General features: G+C 61.4%; 16 protein-coding genes. 9 read left to right on the top strand and 7 right to left on the bottom strand.

Translation table 11 applies throughout. The features are described 5' to 3' along the window. Position 1: 1 nt before the first annotated feature. On the bottom strand, positions 2-664 hold the full coding sequence (locus Q5H89_RS06455; protein ID WP_305018492.1) for an SOS response-associated peptidase: 663 nt from the start codon (positions 662-664) through the stop codon (positions 2-4). A 192-nt stretch (positions 665-856) separates the two neighbouring features. Next, positions 857-2,506 carry an alpha-glucan family phosphorylase gene (gene glgP, locus Q5H89_RS06450; protein WP_305018491.1) on the bottom strand — a complete coding sequence of 550 codons (1,650 nt, stop codon included), beginning with the start codon at positions 2,504-2,506 and terminating at the stop codon, positions 857-859. Positions 2,507-2,743: 237 nt separating this feature from the next. Between glgP and Q5H89_RS06445 the strand changes: the two genes are divergently transcribed. From Q5H89_RS06445 to Q5H89_RS06430, 4 genes are all read left to right on the top strand, one after another. Then, on the top strand, positions 2,744-4,603 hold the full coding sequence (locus Q5H89_RS06445; protein ID WP_305018490.1) for an alpha-amylase family glycosyl hydrolase: 1,860 nt from the start codon (positions 2,744-2,746) through the stop codon (positions 4,601-4,603). 55 nt (positions 4,604-4,658) lie between these two features. Beyond that, positions 4,659-5,036, top strand: a complete 378-nt coding sequence (locus Q5H89_RS06440) for a GxxExxY protein (RefSeq protein ID WP_305018489.1) — start codon at positions 4,659-4,661, stop codon at positions 5,034-5,036. A 57-nt stretch (positions 5,037-5,093) separates the two neighbouring features. Beyond that, positions 5,094-6,869 carry an alpha-amylase family glycosyl hydrolase gene (locus Q5H89_RS06435; protein ID WP_305018488.1) on the top strand — a complete coding sequence of 592 codons (1,776 nt, stop codon included), beginning with the start codon at positions 5,094-5,096 and terminating at the stop codon, positions 6,867-6,869. 69 nt (positions 6,870-6,938) lie between these two features. Beyond that, positions 6,939-8,357 (top strand): MFS transporter, encoded by a 1,419-nt coding sequence (locus Q5H89_RS06430; protein ID WP_305018487.1) that lies wholly within the window; start codon positions 6,939-6,941, stop codon positions 8,355-8,357. Positions 8,358-8,427: 70 nt separating this feature from the next. Here Q5H89_RS06430 and Q5H89_RS06425 read toward each other — a convergent pair whose 3' ends face one another. The 3 genes from Q5H89_RS06425 to ruvX all read right to left on the bottom strand — a co-directional run bounded on the left by Q5H89_RS06425 (position 8,428) and on the right by ruvX (position 10,584). Then, positions 8,428-9,438 (bottom strand): zinc dependent phospholipase C family protein, encoded by a 1,011-nt coding sequence (locus Q5H89_RS06425; protein ID WP_305018486.1) that lies wholly within the window; start codon positions 9,436-9,438, stop codon positions 8,428-8,430. 94 nt (positions 9,439-9,532) lie between these two features. Further along, entirely contained in the window at positions 9,533-10,153 is a 621-nt protein-coding gene (locus Q5H89_RS06420) for a peptide deformylase (protein WP_305018485.1), read from the bottom strand. Beyond that, positions 10,153-10,584: a Holliday junction resolvase RuvX gene (gene ruvX / locus Q5H89_RS06415; protein ID WP_305018484.1), complete on the bottom strand. Its 432-nt coding sequence runs from the start codon at positions 10,582-10,584 to the stop codon at positions 10,153-10,155. The genes Q5H89_RS06420 and ruvX overlap by 1 nt, the downstream gene beginning before the upstream one ends. 268 nt (positions 10,585-10,852) lie before the next feature. Between ruvX and Q5H89_RS06410 the strand changes: the two genes are divergently transcribed. Next, on the top strand, positions 10,853-12,538 hold the full coding sequence (locus tag Q5H89_RS06410; protein WP_305018483.1) for a S41 family peptidase: 1,686 nt from the start codon (positions 10,853-10,855) through the stop codon (positions 12,536-12,538). A 128-nt stretch (positions 12,539-12,666) separates the two neighbouring features. Here Q5H89_RS06410 and Q5H89_RS06405 read toward each other — a convergent pair whose 3' ends face one another. Then, the gene (locus Q5H89_RS06405) at positions 12,667-13,407 is read right to left on the bottom strand and encodes a hypothetical protein (RefSeq protein ID WP_305018482.1); all 741 of its coding nucleotides are present in this window, start codon (positions 13,405-13,407) and stop codon (positions 12,667-12,669) included. A gap of 72 nt (positions 13,408-13,479) precedes the next feature. Continuing rightward, positions 13,480-15,039, bottom strand: a complete 1,560-nt coding sequence (locus Q5H89_RS06400; RefSeq protein WP_305018481.1) for a hydroxymethylglutaryl-CoA reductase — start codon at positions 15,037-15,039, stop codon at positions 13,480-13,482. Between the two features lie 334 nt (positions 15,040-15,373). On the opposite strand from Q5H89_RS06400, the gene Q5H89_RS06395 reads away from it, so the two are divergent. From Q5H89_RS06395 to purU, 4 genes are all read left to right on the top strand, one after another. Continuing rightward, positions 15,374-16,189: a phytanoyl-CoA dioxygenase family protein gene (locus Q5H89_RS06395; protein ID WP_305018480.1), complete on the top strand. Its 816-nt coding sequence runs from the start codon at positions 15,374-15,376 to the stop codon at positions 16,187-16,189. A 126-nt stretch (positions 16,190-16,315) separates the two neighbouring features. Further along, on the top strand, positions 16,316-17,101 hold the full coding sequence (locus Q5H89_RS06390; protein WP_305018479.1) for an SDR family NAD(P)-dependent oxidoreductase: 786 nt from the start codon (positions 16,316-16,318) through the stop codon (positions 17,099-17,101). A 767-nt stretch (positions 17,102-17,868) separates the two neighbouring features. Next, positions 17,869-18,402, top strand: coding sequence for a TetR/AcrR family transcriptional regulator (locus tag Q5H89_RS06385; protein ID WP_305018478.1), 534 nt, complete (start codon positions 17,869-17,871; stop codon positions 18,400-18,402). A 98-nt stretch (positions 18,403-18,500) separates the two neighbouring features. Beyond that, a complete protein-coding gene (gene purU / locus Q5H89_RS06380) occupies positions 18,501-19,334 on the top strand; it encodes a formyltetrahydrofolate deformylase (protein WP_305018477.1) in 834 nt (277 codons plus the stop codon). Positions 19,335-19,416 lie beyond the last annotated feature (82 nt).

Below are 19,416 nucleotides of genomic sequence, written 5' to 3'. Positions count from 1 at the left end.
GCTAAGCGGCGGCTAGCACCTCCGCATCATTGTGGGCCGGCGAGTTTACGCGGGTGGTGATGGCATATTCCTTCATCAGCCCCGTGTTGTAAGGCACCAGCAGCTGTTGGTGCGCGGCGGGCGCCAGGTCGTCGGCCAGCCAGGTGTGCTCGGCCTCGGGGCCGGGCAAGATGACGGGCATCCGATTGTGTAACCTGGCCATCAGCTCATTAGGCTCGGTGGTAATGATGGTGAAGGTGGGATGCAGCTCGCCGGTAGCGCGGTCGAGCCACTCATCCCAGAGGCCGGCGAAGGCAAACGGCTCCTCGCTTTTCAGCAGAATGCGGTGCGGAATCTTGCCCCGCTCGGTGGCCTGCCACTCGTAAAACGAATCGGCCAGCACCAGGCAGCGCTTACGCGCCAGCAGCTGCCGGAAGCTGGGCTTCTCGCCCAGCGTTTCGGCGCGGGCGTTTATGGGCTTGGGCCCGCTGGCCGGGTCGCGGCTCCAGGAGGGCACCAGGCCCCAGCTCACCAGTTGAATCTGGCCGGGCGCGGCATTAGTGATGATGGGCAGCGCCTGCGAGGGCGCGGCATTGAAGTTGGGCGCCGGGCTAGCAGCCTCCTTGGCACCAAAGCGCCTGGCTAGCCCCGGCGCTGGGGTAATAACAGTATAACGACCACACATAAAATCACGGATTACGCGGATTTAAACGGATTGCACGGATTTTGTGGACGATTATGCCCACCTTCTCCTCTTCCGCGCTCGCGCACTTCATACGAAAAAGGCCGCCCATAAGGCGGCCTTTTTTAAGTACGCAGCACCCTTTTTAACGTCCACAAAATCCGTGCAATCCGCTAAAATCCGCGTAATCCGTGATTATTGCTTGTAGAGCTGCTCGTAGTATTCCTTGGCCATGCGGCCGCTTTCGAACTCGGGCTCCACGTCCTTCATGGCGGCTTTCACCACTTTGAGGAACTGCTTGGGCTGGTCGTAGTACATAGGCACCACGGTGTTTTCGAGCACGGTGAGCAGGTTGTCGGCCTCGTGGTCATCTTTCTGATTGTCAGGCAAGGCCACGTCGGCGTGCTTGATAATGAAGCAGTTCTCGCCGTCCTTGGCAAACTCCGGAATCCAGCCGTCGGCGATGCTCAGGCTCACGCTGGCGTTCATGGCGGCGGTCATGCCGCTGGTGCCGCTGGCCTCGCGCGGGTAGCGCGGCGTGTTCAGCCAGATGTCGGAGCCCTTCTTCATCTCGGCGCTCAGCGCCAGCTCGTAGCCCGTGAGTACGGCGCAGCGCTTGAGATTCTTGGTTTTGCGAATGATGTTGTTGAAGATGTCGATGGCGCCGTAGTCCTTGGGGTAGGGCTTACCGGCCCAAATTACCTGCACGGGGCGCGTGTCGTCGCTCACTAGCTTCACAAAGCGCTCAAAATCACGCAAAATGAGGTCAGCGCGCTTGTAGGCGGCAAAGCGGCGGGCCCACACAATGGTCAGCACCTCAGGGTCGAGGAGCGTGCCCGTCTGGTCGGCCACAATTTTGAAGAATTCCTTCTTCATCTCCTTCTTACGGGCTAGCAAGGCGTTATCATCCTTGGCCTTGAGAGCAGCAGCTAGCTCCTTATCGCGCCAGTAGGTGCCGTTCTGGGCGTTGGTGATGGAGATGATGGGGCAGATGCCCTCGTAATGGCCCCACATTTCGTTGGCTACTTCGCCGTGCACCTTGCTCACGCCGTTGGCCTTGCGGGCAAAGCGCAACGCGGTGAGCGTGTAGTTGAGCGCGTCGCCGTCGAGGCGGGCCACGCGGCGAATCTCATCGAGCGGCACCCCGGCAAAGAAGCTCATATCCTGCAGCAGCTTGATGGGGCGCTCCTCGTTGCCAGCCAGCTCGGGCGTGTGGGTGGTGAACACCAGGCGCTTCTGCACCTCGGCCAGGTCGTGGTTGTGCTTGGCGTAGAGGAAGAAGGCTAGCGGCAGGCCGTGGCCCTCGTTGAGGTGGTAGATGTCGGTCTGGCGACCGAGGATGTCGAGCAGCTGGCCACCGCCCGCGCCCAGCACAATGCTCTGGGCCACGCGGGTAGCCGCGTCCGGGTCGTAGAGGTGGTGCGAGATGGTGCGCGACAGGTAGTCGTTCTCCTCAATATCGGTGGTGAGGAAGAACATGGGCGCGGTGCCAAACGTCTCGGGCGCCAGGTAAAGCGCCTTCACGTGCACCTGCGCATCGTGGATGGTGACGGGGAACACGATGCCCGTGTCTTCCAAGAACGAATACTGCTTGTGCAAAAACTCAGCCTTCATGGTCTGGTCGGGGTTGCGCACCTGGTCGTAGTAGCCGTAGGTCCACAGCATGCCGATGCCGATGAGGTTTTGCTTCAGCTCGTAGGCCGAGCGCATGTGCGAGCCGGCGAGGAAGCCCAGGCCGCCCGAATAAATTTTCAAGCTCTGGTCGAGGGCAAACTCCATGGAGAAGTAGGCCGCGGCGGTCTTGTATTTCGCGGCCGGAGCCGGTGCTTTGAAGGTAAAAGCCATGAAAAAAAAGTCAGTAGGTAGTTGTGTCTAAGGGGTTTTGGCAAGGCAAAGGAAGCGCCCACACGCCAAAGCTAGCGGAGCGGAGCGGCATGTCGGCGTATTTTGTCGCGGGCTTCAGCGGGGCCGCTCCGCAATGGTTTGCGGGCCAAAACAGGGCTTTCTGTGCCTGGCTAGCCCGTTTTGGTTACTCGTAGCTTTTTCTAATTTTCCCCACCCTTCCAGCTCATTATCTGCCTTATGCGTTTTTTTCGCTCGTTCCTGCCCGCCGCGGCGGCCACGCTGCTGCTCGCCGCTAGCCCCGCGCTAGCCGCTCCCCCCGCTAAAACGGCCGCCCGCATCGACCCCACCTACTGGTTTGTGGGCATGAAAAACCCCAAGCTGCAGCTGCTGGTGAATGCGCCCGGCATTGCCGCCGACCAGGTGACCCTAGCCCCCTACCCCGGCGTAGCGCTCGACGGCTTCCAGAAGCTGGAAAGCAGCAACTACCTCATTGTCAACCTCACGGTGAGCCCGCAGGCCCAGCCCGGCAAGCTCCAGCTGAAGTTTGCCGGCGCCAAGCCCCTCACCTACAGCTACGAGCTGCGCCCGCGCAACACCGACCCGGCCCGCACGCAGGGCCTCACGCAGGCCGACTTCATCTACATGCTGATGCCGGACCGCTTCTCGAACGGCGACCCGAAAAATGACGTGGTGAAGGGCACCCGCGTGAGCCACATTGCCCGCGACTCGATGTATGCCCGCCACGGCGGTGACCTCAAGGGCATTCAGAACCACTTCGATTACCTCAAAAAGCTGGGTGCCACGGCCGTGTGGCCCACGCCGATTGTCGAAAACGACATGCCCAAGGCGAGCTACCACGGCTACGCCGTGACCGACTGCTACAAGATAGACCCGCGCTACGGCACCAACGCCGAGTACGTGCAGTTTGTGAAAGCCGCTCATGGCCAAGGCCTTAAAGTAGTGCAGGACATTGTGCTCAACCACTGGGGCAGCTACCACCACTTGTTCCTCGACAAGCCGGCGGCCGACTGGTTCCACGCCTTCCCCAAGTTTACGCGCTCGAACTACAACGCCTTCGTGCTAAACGACCCCTACGCCTCGCAGCGCGACCGGATGCTGGAAAACGACGGCTGGTTTGACACCACCATGCCCGACGTAAACCAAAGCAACCCGCTGGTTTCGACGTATCTGATTCAGAATTTCCTGTGGTGGGTGGAGAGCACCGGCCTGGATGGCTACCGCATTGATACCTACCCGTATTCGGAGCCTAAGTTCCTCATGGACTGGGGCAAGGCCATCGGCGAGGAATACCCCAAGCTAGCCCTGTTTGGCGAGGCCTGGGAGGGTACCGAGGCCGAGCAGGCGTTCTTTGCCCAGAACATTTTTCCGCCCGTCAACGGCTTTAAGTCGAACCTGCCGGGCGTGCTCGATTTCCAGATTTGCTTCGGCATCAGCGACGTGCTGAAGGGCGATGGCGGCGACCTCAACAAGCTCTACCGTGCCTTGCAGGGCGACTGGATGTATACCGACGCCACGCGCAACGTGCCCTTCCTCGATAACCACGACATGAGCCGCTTCTACTCGGTTATTGGGGAGGACTTTGCCAAGTACAAGATGGGCATTGCCTGGCTGCTGACGCTGCGCGGCACACCGCAGCTTTACTACGGCACCGAGGTGCTGATGAAGAATTTCTCGGACCCCGACGGCAAGGTGCGCGAGGACTTCCCCGGCGGCTGGGCCGGCGACAAAACCAACTATTTCACTGCTCGCCCGGGCCAGGCCGGCGAGGCTTTCGACTACGTGAGCAAGCTAGCCAACTACCGCAAGGCGCACCCCGTGCTTTCGTCGGGCAAGCTTATGCAGTTTATCCCGCAGGACGGCGTATACACCTATTTCCGGTATAATGAAAATGGTGAGTGCGTGATGGTTATTGCCAACAACACCAAGGAAACCAAGCAGGTCGACGGCACCCGCTTTGCCGAGCGCACCACCGGCTTCGCGTCGGGCGTGGAGGTGGTGAGCGGGGCTAGCATCGCCGACCTCAAGACCCTGACGGTGCCCGCGCACACGGCCTGGGTGGTAGAATTGCGGAAATAATTTTGGTTTCCCGCAGGGTTGCGGGGAGTTAGGCGCAGGGTTTCGCAGGGTTTTTATGCATGAAAATGATATTTCCAGGGCGGTAATGCTGGCCGCCTTCCGCGTGCATACTGCCCTGGGCCCGGGCCTGTTGGAATCGGTATACGAGGCAGCGCTGGCGCACGAGCTGCGCAAAGACGGGCTGTTGGTAGCCACGCAGGTGCCCCTGCCGGTGACGTATGATGGCGTGCGGCTGGAGCTGGGCTTCCGGCTAGACCTGCTGGTAGAGCACAAGATGGTAATCGAAATAAAATCGGTGGAGACTTTGCTCGACGTTCATCACAAGCAATTGCTCTCTTATCTCAAGCTCTCGGGCTTTAAACTGGGCCAGCTCATTAACTTCAACGTCCCTTCCCTGCGCGACCATATCATTCGTAAAGTCAACGGCCTTTAGCAAACCCTGCGAAACCCTGCGCTTAACCCCGCGAAACCCTGCGGGAAACCTCTCCCCATGAAAGCCCTCCTGCTGGCCCTAGCTCTTCCCTTCGTGACCCTAGCCCAAGACCCCAACACCACATCTGAAACTCCGCAGGATAACAAGCTCGTTATCTACCAGTTGCTGCCGCGCTTATTCGGCAACAAGGTGGCCCTGAACAAGCCCTACGGCACGGTGCTGGAAAACGGCTGCGGTAAGTTCAACGACATCAACGACCTGGCCCTGACCAAAATAAAGGAGATGGGCGTGTCGCACATGTGGTACACCGGCGTGCTCGAACACGCCACCATGACCAGCTACGTGGGCCTGCCCGCCGACGATGCCGACGTGGTAAAAGGCCGCGCCGGCTCGCCCTACGCCGTGAAGGACTACTACGACGTGGCCCCCGACCTGGCCGTGGACAAAAAAGCCCGCATGGCCGAGTTCGAGGCCCTCGTAAAGCGCACGCACGCCCACGGGCTGAAGGTGCTGATGGACTTCATTCCCAACCACGTAGCCCGCTCGTATCATTCTGATGCCAAGCCGGCCGGCGTGGTAGACCTGGGCGCGCAGGACGATAAAACCAAGGCTTTCGCGCCCAATAACAATTTCTACTACCTGCCCGGCGAGCACTTCGTGGTGCCCGCCGGCTACAACCCGCTCGGGCCGCTGAAGGGGCCTGGCGAGGATGGCAAGTACAACGAGTTTCCGGCCAAGGCCACCGGCAACGACGTGTTTTCGGCGACCCCTAGCGTAAACGACTGGTTTGAAACCATCAAGCTCAACTACGGCGTCGATTATAATCATTTGCGCCAGACGCACTTCGAACCTATTCCTGATACCTGGAAGAAGATGCGCGACATCCTCGTTTTCTGGACCAGGAAGGATGTGGACGGCTTCCGTTGCGACATGGCCGAAATGGTGCCCGTCGAATTCTGGGCCTGGGTCATTCCGGAACTGAAAAAAGTGAAGCCCAGCCTCATCTTCATTGGCGAAGCCTACAATCCGAAGGAGTACGCCACGTATTTCAACAAGGGCCACTTCGACTTTCTGTACGATAAAGTGGGCCTCTACGACGGCCTGCGCCGCCTCATGCGCCAGGAGGGCAACATGGACGACATCACCCACGTGTGGAAGGTGGAAAGCAACGGCTTCAGCTCGCGTATGCTGCGCTTTCTGGAAAACCACGACGAGCAGCGCATTGCCTCCAAGGAGTTTGCCGGCAACCCGCGCCGCGCCATTCCGGCCATGACGGTGAGCGCCACCCTGGGCAGCGGCCCCGTGATGCTGTACATGGGCCAGGAGGTGGGCGAGCCCGCGCTGGGCAGCGAAGGCTTTTCGGGCGAGGACGGCCGCACCACTATTTTCGACTACTGGGGCGTGCCCGAGCACCAGAAGTGGCTGAACCAGGGTAAGATGGACGGTGCCAAGCTCAGTGCCGAGCAGAAGCAGCTGCGCGACTTTTACAAGCGCCTGCTAACCCTGGCCGGCAGCAGCGAGGCTATCCGCAAGGGCCAGTTCTATGAGCTGCAGGATGCCAACAACCTCAGCAAGGAGTACGACCAGCGCCAGCTTTACAGCTTTTTGCGCTACACCAAGGGCCAGCAAGTACTTGTGGTCGTTAACTTTAGCGACACCAAAACCTACCACCCTAACCTGCTGCTGCCCGCCGAGGTAGTGCAGCGGCTAGGCCTGCCCGCTAACCGCACCCTCTCCTACCGCGACCTGCTAAATGGCGGCGAGGCCCGCTCCTCGCTCAACCTGACGCTGGAGCCTCTTAGTGCGCTGGTGCTCGAAATAAAGCCGCAATAGCCTAGGTCTAAACCACTGGCCTAGCGTAACTTTCCACTACTTCTCCCACCCTATTTTCGCTTCGTTGCTATGGCCGCTGGTGCTATCATCGACAATCCTTCCGCGCTGCGCGTCAAGCCCCGCCTAACTTTCTGGCAAATCTGGAACATGAGCTTCGGCTTCTTGGGTATCCAGTTTGGCTTTGCCCTCCAGAACGGCAACATGAGCCGCATTTTTGAAACCATGGGGGCCAAGGAAGACGAGCTAGCCTTTTTGTGGCTAGCCGCGCCGGCTACTGGCTTGCTGGTGCAGCCCATCATCGGCTACCTCTCCGACCGTACCTGGAGCCCGCGTTGGGGGCGGCGGCGGCCGTTTTTTCTGGTAGGCGCCATCTGCGCTTCGCTAGCCCTGCTGGTAATGCCCCACGTGTCGGCCCTCTGGATGGCGGCCGGTATGCTCTGGATTATGGATTCGAGCATCAACATCTCGATGGAGCCGTTTCGGGCCTTGGTGGGCGATATGCTGCCTAGCAACCAGCGCACCACAGGGTTCGGCGCCCAAACGTTTTTCATTGGCATTGGGGCAGTGGTGGGGTCGCTGCTACCCTATATTTTTACCAAGTGGCTGCATTTCAATAACGTAGCTCCGGCCGGTCAAATTTCTCCTTCGCTGAAATATGCCTTTTACACCGGCGGTATTATCTACTTTCTGGCCGTGTTCTGGACGGTTATTCGCACCCGCGAGTATCCGCCCGAAAACCTAGCCGAGTTTGAGGCCGAGAAAGCGCGCACGGCGGGTTTTTGGCACGGCGTGCAAGAGTCATTCGCGGGTATTTCCCACATGCCGCGCACCATGCGGCAGCTGGCCGTGGTGCAGTTTTTCAGCTGGCTAGCCCTGTTTTCGCTCTGGATTTATGCTACTCCGGCCATCACGAGCCACGTTTACCACACCAGCGACACGACCTCTAAAATCTACAATGAGGGCGCCGACTGGGTAAACGTCTGCTTCTCGGTCTACAATGGCGTGTCGGCGCTGGCTGCCTTGGCGCTGCCGATTATTGCGCGCGCCACAAGCCGCCGCGTTACGCATTTGCTGTGCCTCACGGCGGGCGGGCTAGGGCTGATTTCCATCTACTTCATCCAAAACCCGCAGCTGCTGCTGGTGTCGATGATAGGTGTGGGTGTGGCCTGGGCCAGCATCCTGAGCATTCCCTACGCCATGCTGGCCGGGGCGCTGCCAGCCAATAAAATGGGCTATTACATGGGCGTGTTCAACTTCTTTATCGTGCTGCCGCAAATGGTGGCCGGCGTCACGCTGGGCTTCCTCACCAAGCACGTGTTTGGGGGCGAGCCGGTGCTCACGCTCGTATTCGGCGGTTGCTCCATGATACTCTCGGGCCTGCTTACGCTGCGCGTGCACGACGCCGATGATATTCGCCTGCCCAACAACATGACCCCGGCCGAAAACCTGGCCTACGACGTGCTGGCCAGCTCCAACCCACAGGTCTAGTTCCTCGCGTTCAGCTATAAAAAAAGCGTTTGCCCAGCTAGGCAAACGCTTTTTTTATAGCTCTCCTCAGCTACTCGTCGTGGCCGGGCAGGGCCCTGGCCGGCGCGGCGCTGGCAGCCTTGCTTTCCTGCGCCGCCGCAAGCTGCGCGGCCGCCGAGGGCTGTTGGTCCAACCCGGTCAAATCGGGCTGGCCGGCATCGACCCAGGCCGTATACCAAAATGCGCCGATGAGCCGCGCCGCGTAGCGCAGCTGACGCTCGACCTGGCCCCCTAGCCGCCGGTGATACGCCAGGCTGAACTCGCGCGAGTAGGTGCGAATGGTTTGATTACCACGCTGCTCGTAGCTGAATTTTCGGTCCTCGGCCAGCTCGCCCGACACGGCTTTTTCCATCGTGAAAACCGAATCGACGGCCGCGTGGGCGCGGGCCACGGCGGCCCAGGCCGCCTCGGTGGGCTGCTCCAGGTACGGCGCCTGGCCGGTGAGCAGGTCGTAGTCGGCGGCTTGCAGCTCGGGCAGGCGCGACTCCCACAGCGCGTGGATGCCGCGCTGGCCCGTGAGCTGGCCGTTGTAGTTGCGGGTGGTGTGCAAGGGCACGCAGGCATCGGCCACGTAGTGCCCCAGGTCGGCGGCCAGGTACAGGATGCGGTCGGTATCGCCGGCTTGGAAGGCGGCCGTGAGCTGGCCCTTCATTTTGGCTACCTGCCAGGGCACAATGCCGTGGCGCAGCAGCGAGTCTTCGCCGCCTACCAGCGCCACGGCGTCGGCGTAGGCGCGGGGCAAGCCGTGGCGCGTGAGGGCGCTGTCGCCGTACACATCCACGTCCATAAAGTGGCGCGGCGCCTCGGTGGGCACCACCGTGCGCCGCGAATCGGGCCTGGTCGCGTTGTTAGTCAGGTACTCGATATTGGCCTTGAAAAACGGCAGCATCTCGGGCGGCAGCGTGTACACAGCCAGCCGGTTCAGCAATCGATGGCCGAAAAAGCCCCAGGCGTGCGCCGGGCCGGCGGGCAGGGCTAGCCACCCCAGCACCAACACTAGCCTCCCTACCCTAGCTGCATGAGCGCGTAGCCATTCTTTCATAAAAGAATACTTTTGAAAACGAAGGAGCAAGTAACAAAAAAGCCGGCATATCTGGCGATATACCGGCTCTTTGGCTTATCAGCTAAAGCAGGGCCTAGCGCTTGCCCGCGCCCGCAAACTTCATGCGGTAGTCGTGCTTCACGTCGCCCTTGCTGATGCGGGCCAGCCGGCCTTTCAGCAGCTGCTTTTTAAAAGCCGAGAGCTTGTCGGTGAACAGGATGCCTTCGAGGTGGTCGTACTCGTGCTGGATGATGCGGGCGGCCATGCCGCTGAAACCTTCCTCGTGCACCTGGCGGTTTTCGTCTTCGTAGCGCAGTACAATGTTGGGGCAGCGCTGCACCAGCTCGCGCACGCCCGGAATGCTGAGGCAGCCCTCCTCAAAGCCCCAGGGCTCGCCGGTTTCGCTCAACATCTGGGGGTTGAGGAAGGCGCGCTTGATGGGCGCTTCCTGGATTTCATCGGCGGCGGCTACCTCTACCGGCTCGTCATCCTCGTCCTCATCATCGGGGGCTAGCATGGGGCCCGAGTCCATCACGAAGAGGCGCACGGCCCGCCCGATTTGCGGGGCGGCCAGGCCCACGCCGTGGGCCGAGTACATGGTTTCGAACATATCCTGCACCAGCTTTTGCAGGTCGGCGGCGGGCAGGTCGGCGGGCAGGTCTTTGGCGAGCGTTTTAAGCACGGGGTCGCCGATGGCAACAATCGGGAGAATCATTAGCGTAAAGGGGATTCTAAAAAAGACTGGAGAATAAGCGCCGCGCTCACCTTGTCCACGGTAGCCTTATCCTGGCGGGCTTTGCGGCCCAGGCCGCCGGCCAGCATGGCCTGCTTGGCCAGGCGCGAGGTAAAGCGCTCGTCGATTTCGTGGATGCCCAGCTCGGGCAGCTCGCGGCGCAGGCGGCGCAGCAGCCCCACCACGGCGCTGGTCGAGTCGGTGGGCTCGTTGAGCAGCGTGCGCGGCATACCCACCACCACGGCCGCCAGCGGCTCGCGCCGGTGGTAGTCGAGCACGAATTTCACCAAATCCTGGCTGTGAATGGTGTCGAGGGGCGAGGCAATGAGCTGGAGCGGGTCGGTAATGGCCAGCCCCACGCGCTTATTGCCGTAGTCGATGGCCAGGATGCGGCCGGTAGTGGGGGTAGGCATAAGTAGGCGTGCTAAACCACAAAGATACGGCCGCCAGCCAGGGCCCGCCAGCTAGCCCCCTAGCCAGCCTGGGCGAAAGCCGGGCACTGCAACAGTGAGCTAGCAGCCTTATTTTTTGGCTTTTACCTAGAAAATGTTTGGGCTTAACCAGAAAGCAGCCTACTTGGCGAATTTCGGCAATCAGGTGTGTGCCTACCGCCCTAAATTTGACTGAGCAATCGTTTTTCCGGCTGTTTGATTTAACGCTATACGCCCTGCGGCCTCACTTATGCCCGCCCCTCTTCCATCGCCCAGCGATGCCCCTGCCGCTGCCCGCGCGCCGGCCCGCCGGGGCTGGGGCTACCGCCTGGCGCTGCTGCCAGCGCTCACGCTGGGTATTGGTATCATACTGGGCACCAACCCATTTAGGCCGCGCACCGAGAACCCCGATGCCACGGCGAGGGGCTACCTACGCTATAAGGAAATTCTGAGCTACATCGACCGCGACTACGTGGATTCGGTCGATGCCGATGGGCTCACCAACTACGCCGTGGCGCAGCTGCTGGGCAAGCTCGACCCGCACTCGGTTTACATCCCGGCCAAGGACCGCGAGCAGGTCGATGCCTTCCTGCAAAGCAGCTTTGATGGGGTGGGGCTCGATTTTAACTTTTTCCGGGATACGGCCACCGTGGTGGCTACCCTGCCGGGCGGCCCGGCTGAGGCCGCGGGCCTGCTGCCCGGCGACCAGCTGCTGCGCGTGGGCACGCAGCCGGTGGCGGGTACCGGCCTCAGCATTACCCAGCTTACGCAGCTGCTGCGCGGCCCCCGGGGCAGCAGCCTGAGCCTGACCGTGGCCCGCCCGCAGCAGCCCCAGCCGCTGGCCGTGCGCCTCAACCGGGGCCGCCTGCCCAATACCTCGGTAGAGCCGGGCGTGCTGCTGGAAGATGGCCAGACGGGCTACATCAAGGTCAACCGCTTCGCAGCCAATACTTATGAAGAATTTAAAGCGCAGCTAGCCGACTTGCAGCGCCAGGGCCTCAAGCGCCTGGTGCTGGACCTGCGCGGCAACCCTGGCGGCTACCTCGACCGCGCCACCCGGCTGGCCGACGAGTTTATTGCAGGCTCGCGCAAAATCGTGTACACCGCCGGCAAAGATGAGCAGTACGCCACCCAAACCTACGCCCACGTGGCCGGCGACTGGGAGCAGAACCCGCTGGTGGTGCTGGTAGATGAGAACAGTGCCTCGGCCGCCGAGGTGCTGGCCGGCGCCCTGCAAGACCACGACCGCGCCCTGCTGGTGGGCCGCCGCACCTTTGGCAAGGGGCTAGTGCAGCAGCCCATTGCCTTGCAGGAAGGTGGCGAGCTGCGCCTCACGGTGGCGCGCTACTACACGCCCGTGGGCCGCTGCATTCAAAAGCCTTACGGGCCCGACCGCGCCACTTATCAGCGCGAGGTGGCCGAGCGCCAGCAGCACGGCGAGCTGGCCTCGGCCGATAGCGTGCACTTTGCGGCCGGGCAGCAGTTTCGCACCGACCACGGCCGGGTGGTGTACGGCGGCGGCGGCATCATGCCCGACGTGTTTGTAGCCCGCGATACGCTGCTGCACTCGGCCTACTACCTGCGCCTGCAAAACCTGGGCGTGGTGCGCGCCTACGCGCTAGCCTTCTACCAGCAGCACAAGGCCGAGCTGGCGGGCCTGCGCTTTGCCCAGTACCAGGCCGTGTTTCGCGTGACTGACACCGAGCTGGACGGCCTTACGCGCCTGGCGGCCCAGGCCGGCGTGCGCCCCAACCCCGGGGCACTGCGGCGCAGCGCACCCGCCCTGCGCAATTGCCTCAAGGCCTACATTGCCCGCAGCGCCTACGGCCCCGAAGCCAGCCGCGCCGTGCTGCGCGACAATGACCTGGAGCTGCAGCAAGCCCTGCATGTGGTGCAGGACAGCACCGCGCAGCTAGCCCTGCTGGGCGGGAAATAAGCAACTAAAGAACCATTAGGCTGAGCTTGCCGAAGCATCTCTACCAAACGACAACCTAGCGGCGCGGTACAGCTGCTTCGGCAAGCTCAGCCTGACGCCTGCATTCTAGTTACTACTCACATCAATAGCTACTTGGCTACTGCTACGCGGTTGTAGTAATCAAGCATTTTGGCCACCTCCGCCGGCTGGTCGTAGCGCAGGTGGCGCGTGCTGGCGAAGGTGCGCACCTCGGCGCTGCGGCTGCCGCAGAGGCGCAGCACGGCCGCTTCGGTGAGGTCTAGCGGGCGCAGCGGCTCGGTGCTGGCGGTGCCGGAGCCCGCCACCAGCACCTGGCTCAGGCCCGCTGGCTCAGTGGCCACGGGCAGCCACGCCAGCAGCAGCGGGCCCGAGTCGATGGAAGTAAGCACCTCCACGGCCTCGCGGCGGGCGCCCTGCTTGCCTTCCTGCACCAGGCGGGCGCGGTAGCGGCGCACGCCGGGCGTGGCAGCGGCGCCCGGGCCAGCCGCCAGGGGCACATCGTCCTCGGTACCCAGGTCGAAGCCGCGCACGGCGGCCAGCGGCCAATAGCGGGTGCTGTCAACCTGCATCGAATCCTGCACCTGCAGCACGCGCTGGCCCACGTGGTAGCGCAGGCCCAGCACCAGAATGCGGCGGCCATCGAGGGGGCGCAGGTAGCCGGTTTGGTAGGTGCCTTTATCCAGAAACTCGTTTTCGTGCTGGCTCATGGCCGCCCGCGTGCGCAGGGCGGCGGCGGGCGTATTAGCCTCGCGGTAGAGTGCCCGGCCAGGGTCGGCGCCGGGGTGGCCGGCCTGGGCCCGGGCCGTGGCCGAAACCGCCACGGCCAGCAGCAGGGGTACTAGTATTTTCACGTAAATGCAGAAAGAAGGTGGCAAACGGGGGCCAAATATAACCAACCCCGCGGCCTGCCAACCCCCTGGCCCCTAGCGGTTGCGGCCGTACTGCTCGTGGCTGCTCACCCAGTCGCTGCTGCTGATGGCGGCGCCCAGGCTCAGTTCGCCGGCCAGCACCACGCCGGCCACTATTTCGGCAAATTTGTGCACCGTGCCTTGGCCCACGCAGCCCAGCATACGCAGGCACTCGTTTTGGGTAGCTAGCCCGGTGCCACCGCCGTAGGTGGCCACGATGAGCGACGGAATGGTGATGTTGATGTACAAATCGCCCTCCTTCGTCACCTCCGAGTACAGAACGCCGGCGCTCGACTCGCTCACGTTGGCCACGTCCTGGCCGGTGGCAATGAAGAGCGCCGTGATGCCGTTGGCCGAGTGCGCACCGTTGTTGTTAGCGCCGCTCAGAAAGGCGCCCACGTTGCTAATCTGGCCATGGTAGGCCAGCTGCTCGGGCGTCACGCGCATGCGCTGCTGCAGCACGTCGCGCTTTATCACGGCCTCGGCCACCACGCGCTTGCCGCGGGTGCGCATCACGTTTATCTGGCTGGCCTTCTTATCGGTAGCGAAGTTCGATTCGAGGTAAAAGTGCCGGATGGGCGCGCCCTGGTAGTGCTCCAGTATCCAGGAGCAGGCCGCGAAGGTGGCCCGGCCCACCATGTTCTGGCCGGCCGCGTCGCCGGTCGAGAAGTTGAAGCGCAGAAAGGCAAACTTGTTACTCAGGTAAGTATCAATGTATTGCAGCTTAGCCACCCGCGAGGTGCTCTCGGCCTGGGGCCGAATCTGCTCCAGGCTTTCGGTTACCCAGCGGCCAAAGTCACGGGCCCCGCGCGCGTCGTCAAACACGAACACCGGCGCCCGCTGCATGGCATCGCCGATAACGGTGCACTTCACGCCGCCGCACAGGTTCAGCACCTGCATGCCGCGGTTGTAGCTGGCCACCAGCGTACCCTCGGTGGTAGCCATCGGGATGAGAAACTCGCCCTGCGCGTGCTCGCCGTTCACGTGCAGCGGGCCGGCTAGCCCCACCGGCACCTGCGCCACGCCCACAAAGTGCTCGCAGTTGCCCTTCAGCGCGTGTGGGTCGAAGGAATAGTTTTTTAAGTGCTTGTATTCCTGCTGGGTAAACTGCTCGGCAAACTGCTGCCGGGCCCGGATGGCGGCCTCGGCGTAGTCGTCTTCCTCCGAGCGCGGAATGCGCACCCGGCCGTCCTGGCTCACAATGGCGTCTTCCACCTCCACGCTCAGCTCGCCAAAGGCATCGGTGCTGAACTGCGCCTGCAACTGGTGCATACCCTCGGCCAGGGCGGGCGTGTCGAGCAAAAACGTAATGGTGCGCCCCACGGGCAGCTCAATGGCCTGGCCCTCGGCATCGAGGCTGGTGCCGGCGCGCAGCTCGCCGCCACCCAGGTCGAGCTGCACGTGCGTGGCGGGCACTACTACGGCTCCTAGCTTCACCTGCCGCAGGCCGGTGAGGCGCACGGTATCGAGGCGGTTCTTAATACTGAAGGCCACGCCCTTGCCATCGGGCAGGTTATGGAGGCTGCCTCGGTTGTAGAGCAGCTTGAGCAGCATGGGGCTAGGGGTGAATACCATCGGGCGGTGGGTGGAGGAGGTTAGAAGTGCCCAGCAAGGGCTAGGCGGGTAGTAACGTAAGTTGGGTCAGCGCGGCTGCCGCAGCTAGTTTCCGAGGCTGGCCACGCTTTATCAACTAGGACTATCAGCGCCGAAAAACTACTATAAATATGCTCGACAAGGGTCGAAACCTGCGCTGTATGCCAAACTTAGGGGTGGCTAAGGCGGTTAATGGCCGCGCAGCAAGGTCATGAATGGGTAACATTCATCTTTTCGCACCCCTCGCAAGCGTATCTTTGCCCTTTCATTTGAACCCCAGGGCGGCCGGAAATTACTTCCGCCAGCTTTTCCCTCTATGGCATCTTTATCCGATTATCCGCGCTTCTCTCTCGGCCAGGAACTGACGGCCGAGCAGCGCGCTTTTTTTGCCAAATATGGTTTTTTGCACTTCCGGCCCTTTGCCTCGCCCGAGCAGGTGCAGGCGTACTTGAAAGCGACTCAGGATGTGCAGGCCGACTGGCTGGCCCACCAGGTAGATAAAGTGAACGGCGTGCCCATCAAATACGGCAAGGATGTGGATGGCTCGCCCATCGTGCAGCGCTTTGCGTTTGCTTCGCAGCATAGCTCCGTGCTGCACGAGCTGCTGCAGGACAAGCGCTTCGAGGCCCTGTTTCCACTGCTTGAAACGCCGGGCGGCCGCGTGGGCGAAAACGAGCGCGATGGCCTCGTAGTCAACCACTACGTGAACGTGGAAGGCTCCGAGTTCAGCCAGATGGGCTGGCACACCGACTCGCTGCGCGACGTGTTTTACGGCAAGCGCATCCGGCCCATGCTCAACGTGGGCCTGCACCTCGATGGTACCAAGGCCACCAATGGCGGCCTGCGCGTGATACCCGGCACCCACCGCCAGGGCCTTGGTAAGATGCTGTTTCGCAAGAAGTACTACAAAGACGTGTACTACGACCCCAACGAGATAGCTATCGAAACCGAGCCCGGCGACCTCACCGTGCACGATGGCCGCATGTGGCACCGCGTGGCCCAGTCGCCACTCATCGGGCCCGAATCGCGCCGCCGCGTCATGTACGTGCCCATTATCGGGGGCAAGTACCAGCCCAAGAGCGAGGAAAGCCCCACGCCATTTTACCTGCGCTTCCTGCATTTGGTCAAATAAGTACGCGCTTCTACTACTATTTGCTTAGGGGAGCCGGGCTGTTCACTTCGGTTGAATAGTCCGGCTCTTTTTCTTTCTTCACAACCCGTTTATGCTTTTCGGGTGGCTGCTGCCGGCCCTTTTCTTATGCCTATTGCCCTTATTACCGGCGCCTCGCGCGGCATTGGCCGCGCGCTGGCCCTAGGCCTGGCCCAGCGGGGCTACGACCTCTTGTTGGTAGCCCGCTCGGCCGACCAGCTGGCGGCCGTGGCCCAGGAAGCCCAAACCTGCCACCAGCGCCCGGCCCAGGTATTGGCCCTCGACCTCACCCAGCCCGAGGCCGCCGCCACGGTAGCCACCTGGGCCGCCCACCACGCCCCCGAGGGCCTGGCCGTGCTCGTCAACAATGCGGGCTACGGCCTGTGGGGCCGCTTCGAGCAGCTCAACCTCGAAGAGCAGCTTAATATGCTGCAACTCAACCTCAACCTGCCCGTGCAGCTCACTTATGCTTTGCTGCCGCTGCTGCGGCGCGCCGCGCGCGGCTACGTGCTCAACGTGGCCAGCACCGCTGCCTACCAGGCCGTGCCTTCGCTCACGCTGTATGCCGCCAGCAAGGCGTTTTTGCTCAGCTTCAGCCGGGGCCTGCGGTATGAGCTAAAGGGCAGCACGGTATCCGTTACCTGCCTCAGCCCGGGCGCTACCACTACCGATTTTGGCAACCGCGCCGGCATGGGCACCGAGCTGCAAGCTGTGGCCAATAAGGTGTCCATGACGGCCGGCCAGGTAGCCGAGGCGGGCCTGAAAGCGCTGTTTGCGGGCAAAGCCGAATTCATTCCTGGCGTGCTCAACAAAGTATCGGCAGGCCTCACCAGCGTAGTGCCCAAGCCGATTGTGGAGAAAATAGCTGCCGGCATCTACGAGAAGTATCTGTAGCCTACGCCAGGCAGGTGTGTTGATGGCGCGCTGCTTTACAAAAAACGCGTTTTAAGCTGCCAGGCCACCGCTTTGCGACTAAGGGCCTTATTGGGTATCTGGCTGGATTTCGTACTACTTGCCAACTACTGGGCAAGTATTTCGTATCAAATTCTCCACAAACGTTTCCAGCGCATTTACCTCAAAAAGAGCCGAAAGATTGCCGAATTCCAGCAACCTGAAAAAAATTCCTGAAAAGCCTGAATTTTACACGAATATTTTTTCTTCTGATAATCAGTATCTTATAATCTACTTTACTTGGTGAGTGCACACTCACCACTTTTTAGTGAGCTAACACTTACCATGTTTTAATTTTTTGTCGTAATATTGTTCCACCAACAGCTAGCGACTCCCACCCCGGTAGCTGTCCACTCTTAAGTTACCCGGCCGTCGTCCCACCCCAGCCGGAGAAATACATACTCTCTTCGACCAGTCGTCGTCCCACCCCGCCTGGTTCCGCCCCACACTCTGTTTGCCCAGCCGTCGTCCCACCCCAGCTGGTTGAGAATATCTGCCCCGCCCCGGCCTGGCAGAATCTGAAAGTTTTTCAACCGGCCGATTTGGTATCCCCAAATTGGCCGGTTTCTTTTTGGTAGCTAGGCAGCTAACGGCGGCCCGCCACAATAAAGCCCTTCCCCGAGGCCGCATTGCCGGGATTATGCCCGAACTTTGTACCTCATCTGTGGTTGTTCGCTGCTGGCTTCTGCCCTACCCACCCCGCTTCTTTTATGATTACCCGCCGCCAACACATTGCCAATGTGGCGCTGCAACTGTTTGGGGACAAAGGGTTTGAGAACACCTCTACCCAACAGATTGCCAAGGCCGCCGGTGTTTCGGAGGCCCTTATTTTCAAGCACTTCGGCTCGAAAGACCAGCTGCTCGACTTTATTATCAAGAGCGGCTATCAGCGCATTATCGAGCACAACCGGGGCGGCCTGACCGAGACGGACCCGCTTATTTTCATCCACAGCGTCATCGACCTGCCGTATAAGCTGGTGCTGGAAGAGCCGCACTTCTGGAAGCTGCAATACCGGCTGGCCGACCACGAGATGGCGCAGCAGCAGCACGAGCGCTTTATGCGCCCGGTGCCGGCGCGCCTGCAAGTGGCCTTCGAGCAGCTAGGCTACCCCGAGCCCGATAAAGAGACGCGCCTACTGCTGCTGCTCATTGAGGCGCTCTGGAAAATTGAGGCCAATAAGACCGACGAGCACGTGCGCGAAATGCTCGATTTTATCAAGCGTAAGTACGAGGTGCAGCGCTAGGCCCACCGCCCGCAGCACCGGGTAAGCAAGGCTTGGTAGTAGTTTGCGGGCGGCGGCAGGCGTTGGGCTGGCCGCCAGAAAAACGAACTGCTACCGCAATGGCGCATCTGCTGCTGATAAAGTGCCCCGATGAGCGCGGGCTGGTGTTTAAGATTACGGGCGTGCTTTTTGGGCTGGGCCTCAACATTGTGCGCAACGGGGAGTTTGTGGAGCGCGACGGCGACGTGTTTTTCATGCGCACCGAGTTTGCCGGCGAGTTTGACGCCGACGCGCTGCTAGCCCAGCTGCGAACGGTGCTGCCTGCGGCGGCCGAGGTGCGCCTTACCGACAACCGCCGCAAAAACCTGGTGCTGCTGGCCACCAAGGAGCACCACTGCCTGAGCGAGCTGCTGGTGCGCCACGCCTTTGGCGAGCTGAATGCCAATATCCTGGCCGTTATCAGCAACCACGAGGTGCTGGGCGAGCTTACGCGCAAGTTCGACCTGCCCTTTCACTACCTGCCGCACGAGGGCCGCAGCCGCGCCCAGCACGAGGCCGAGATACTGGCGCAGCTAGCCGCCTACGCGCCCGACTTTGTGGTGCTGGCCAAGTACATGCGCATCTTATCGCCCGAGTTTGTGGCGCCCTATGCCAACCGGCTCATCAATATTCACCACTCGTTTTTGCCGGCGTTTGTGGGGGCTAGCCCCTACGCTCAGGCCTATGCCCGGGGCGTAAAAATTATTGGGGCCACGGCGCACTTCGTGAACGAGCAGCTCGACCAGGGGCCGATTATCGCGCAGAGCGTCATCCCGATTGACCACACCCAGAGTGCCCGCGAGATGGCGCAGGCCGGCCGCGACGGCGAAAAAATAGTGCTGGCCCGCGCCCTCAAGCTGGTGCTCGATGAACAGGTATTCGTGCACGGCAACAAGACGATTATTTTCGACTAACGGCCCGGCTTTGATGGGTTGCTGACGGCCGAAAGGTGACTTTTTAGTGAAATTCTGCGTATTCTTAGGGTTCACCATCCGG

The sequence above is a fragment of the Hymenobacter cheonanensis genome, assembly GCF_030581075.1.
Lineage (GTDB): Bacteria > Bacteroidota > Bacteroidia > Cytophagales > Hymenobacteraceae > Hymenobacter.
The sequence above is the reverse complement of the archived record's forward strand: the minus strand, read 5'-3'. Positions and strand labels throughout refer to the sequence as shown.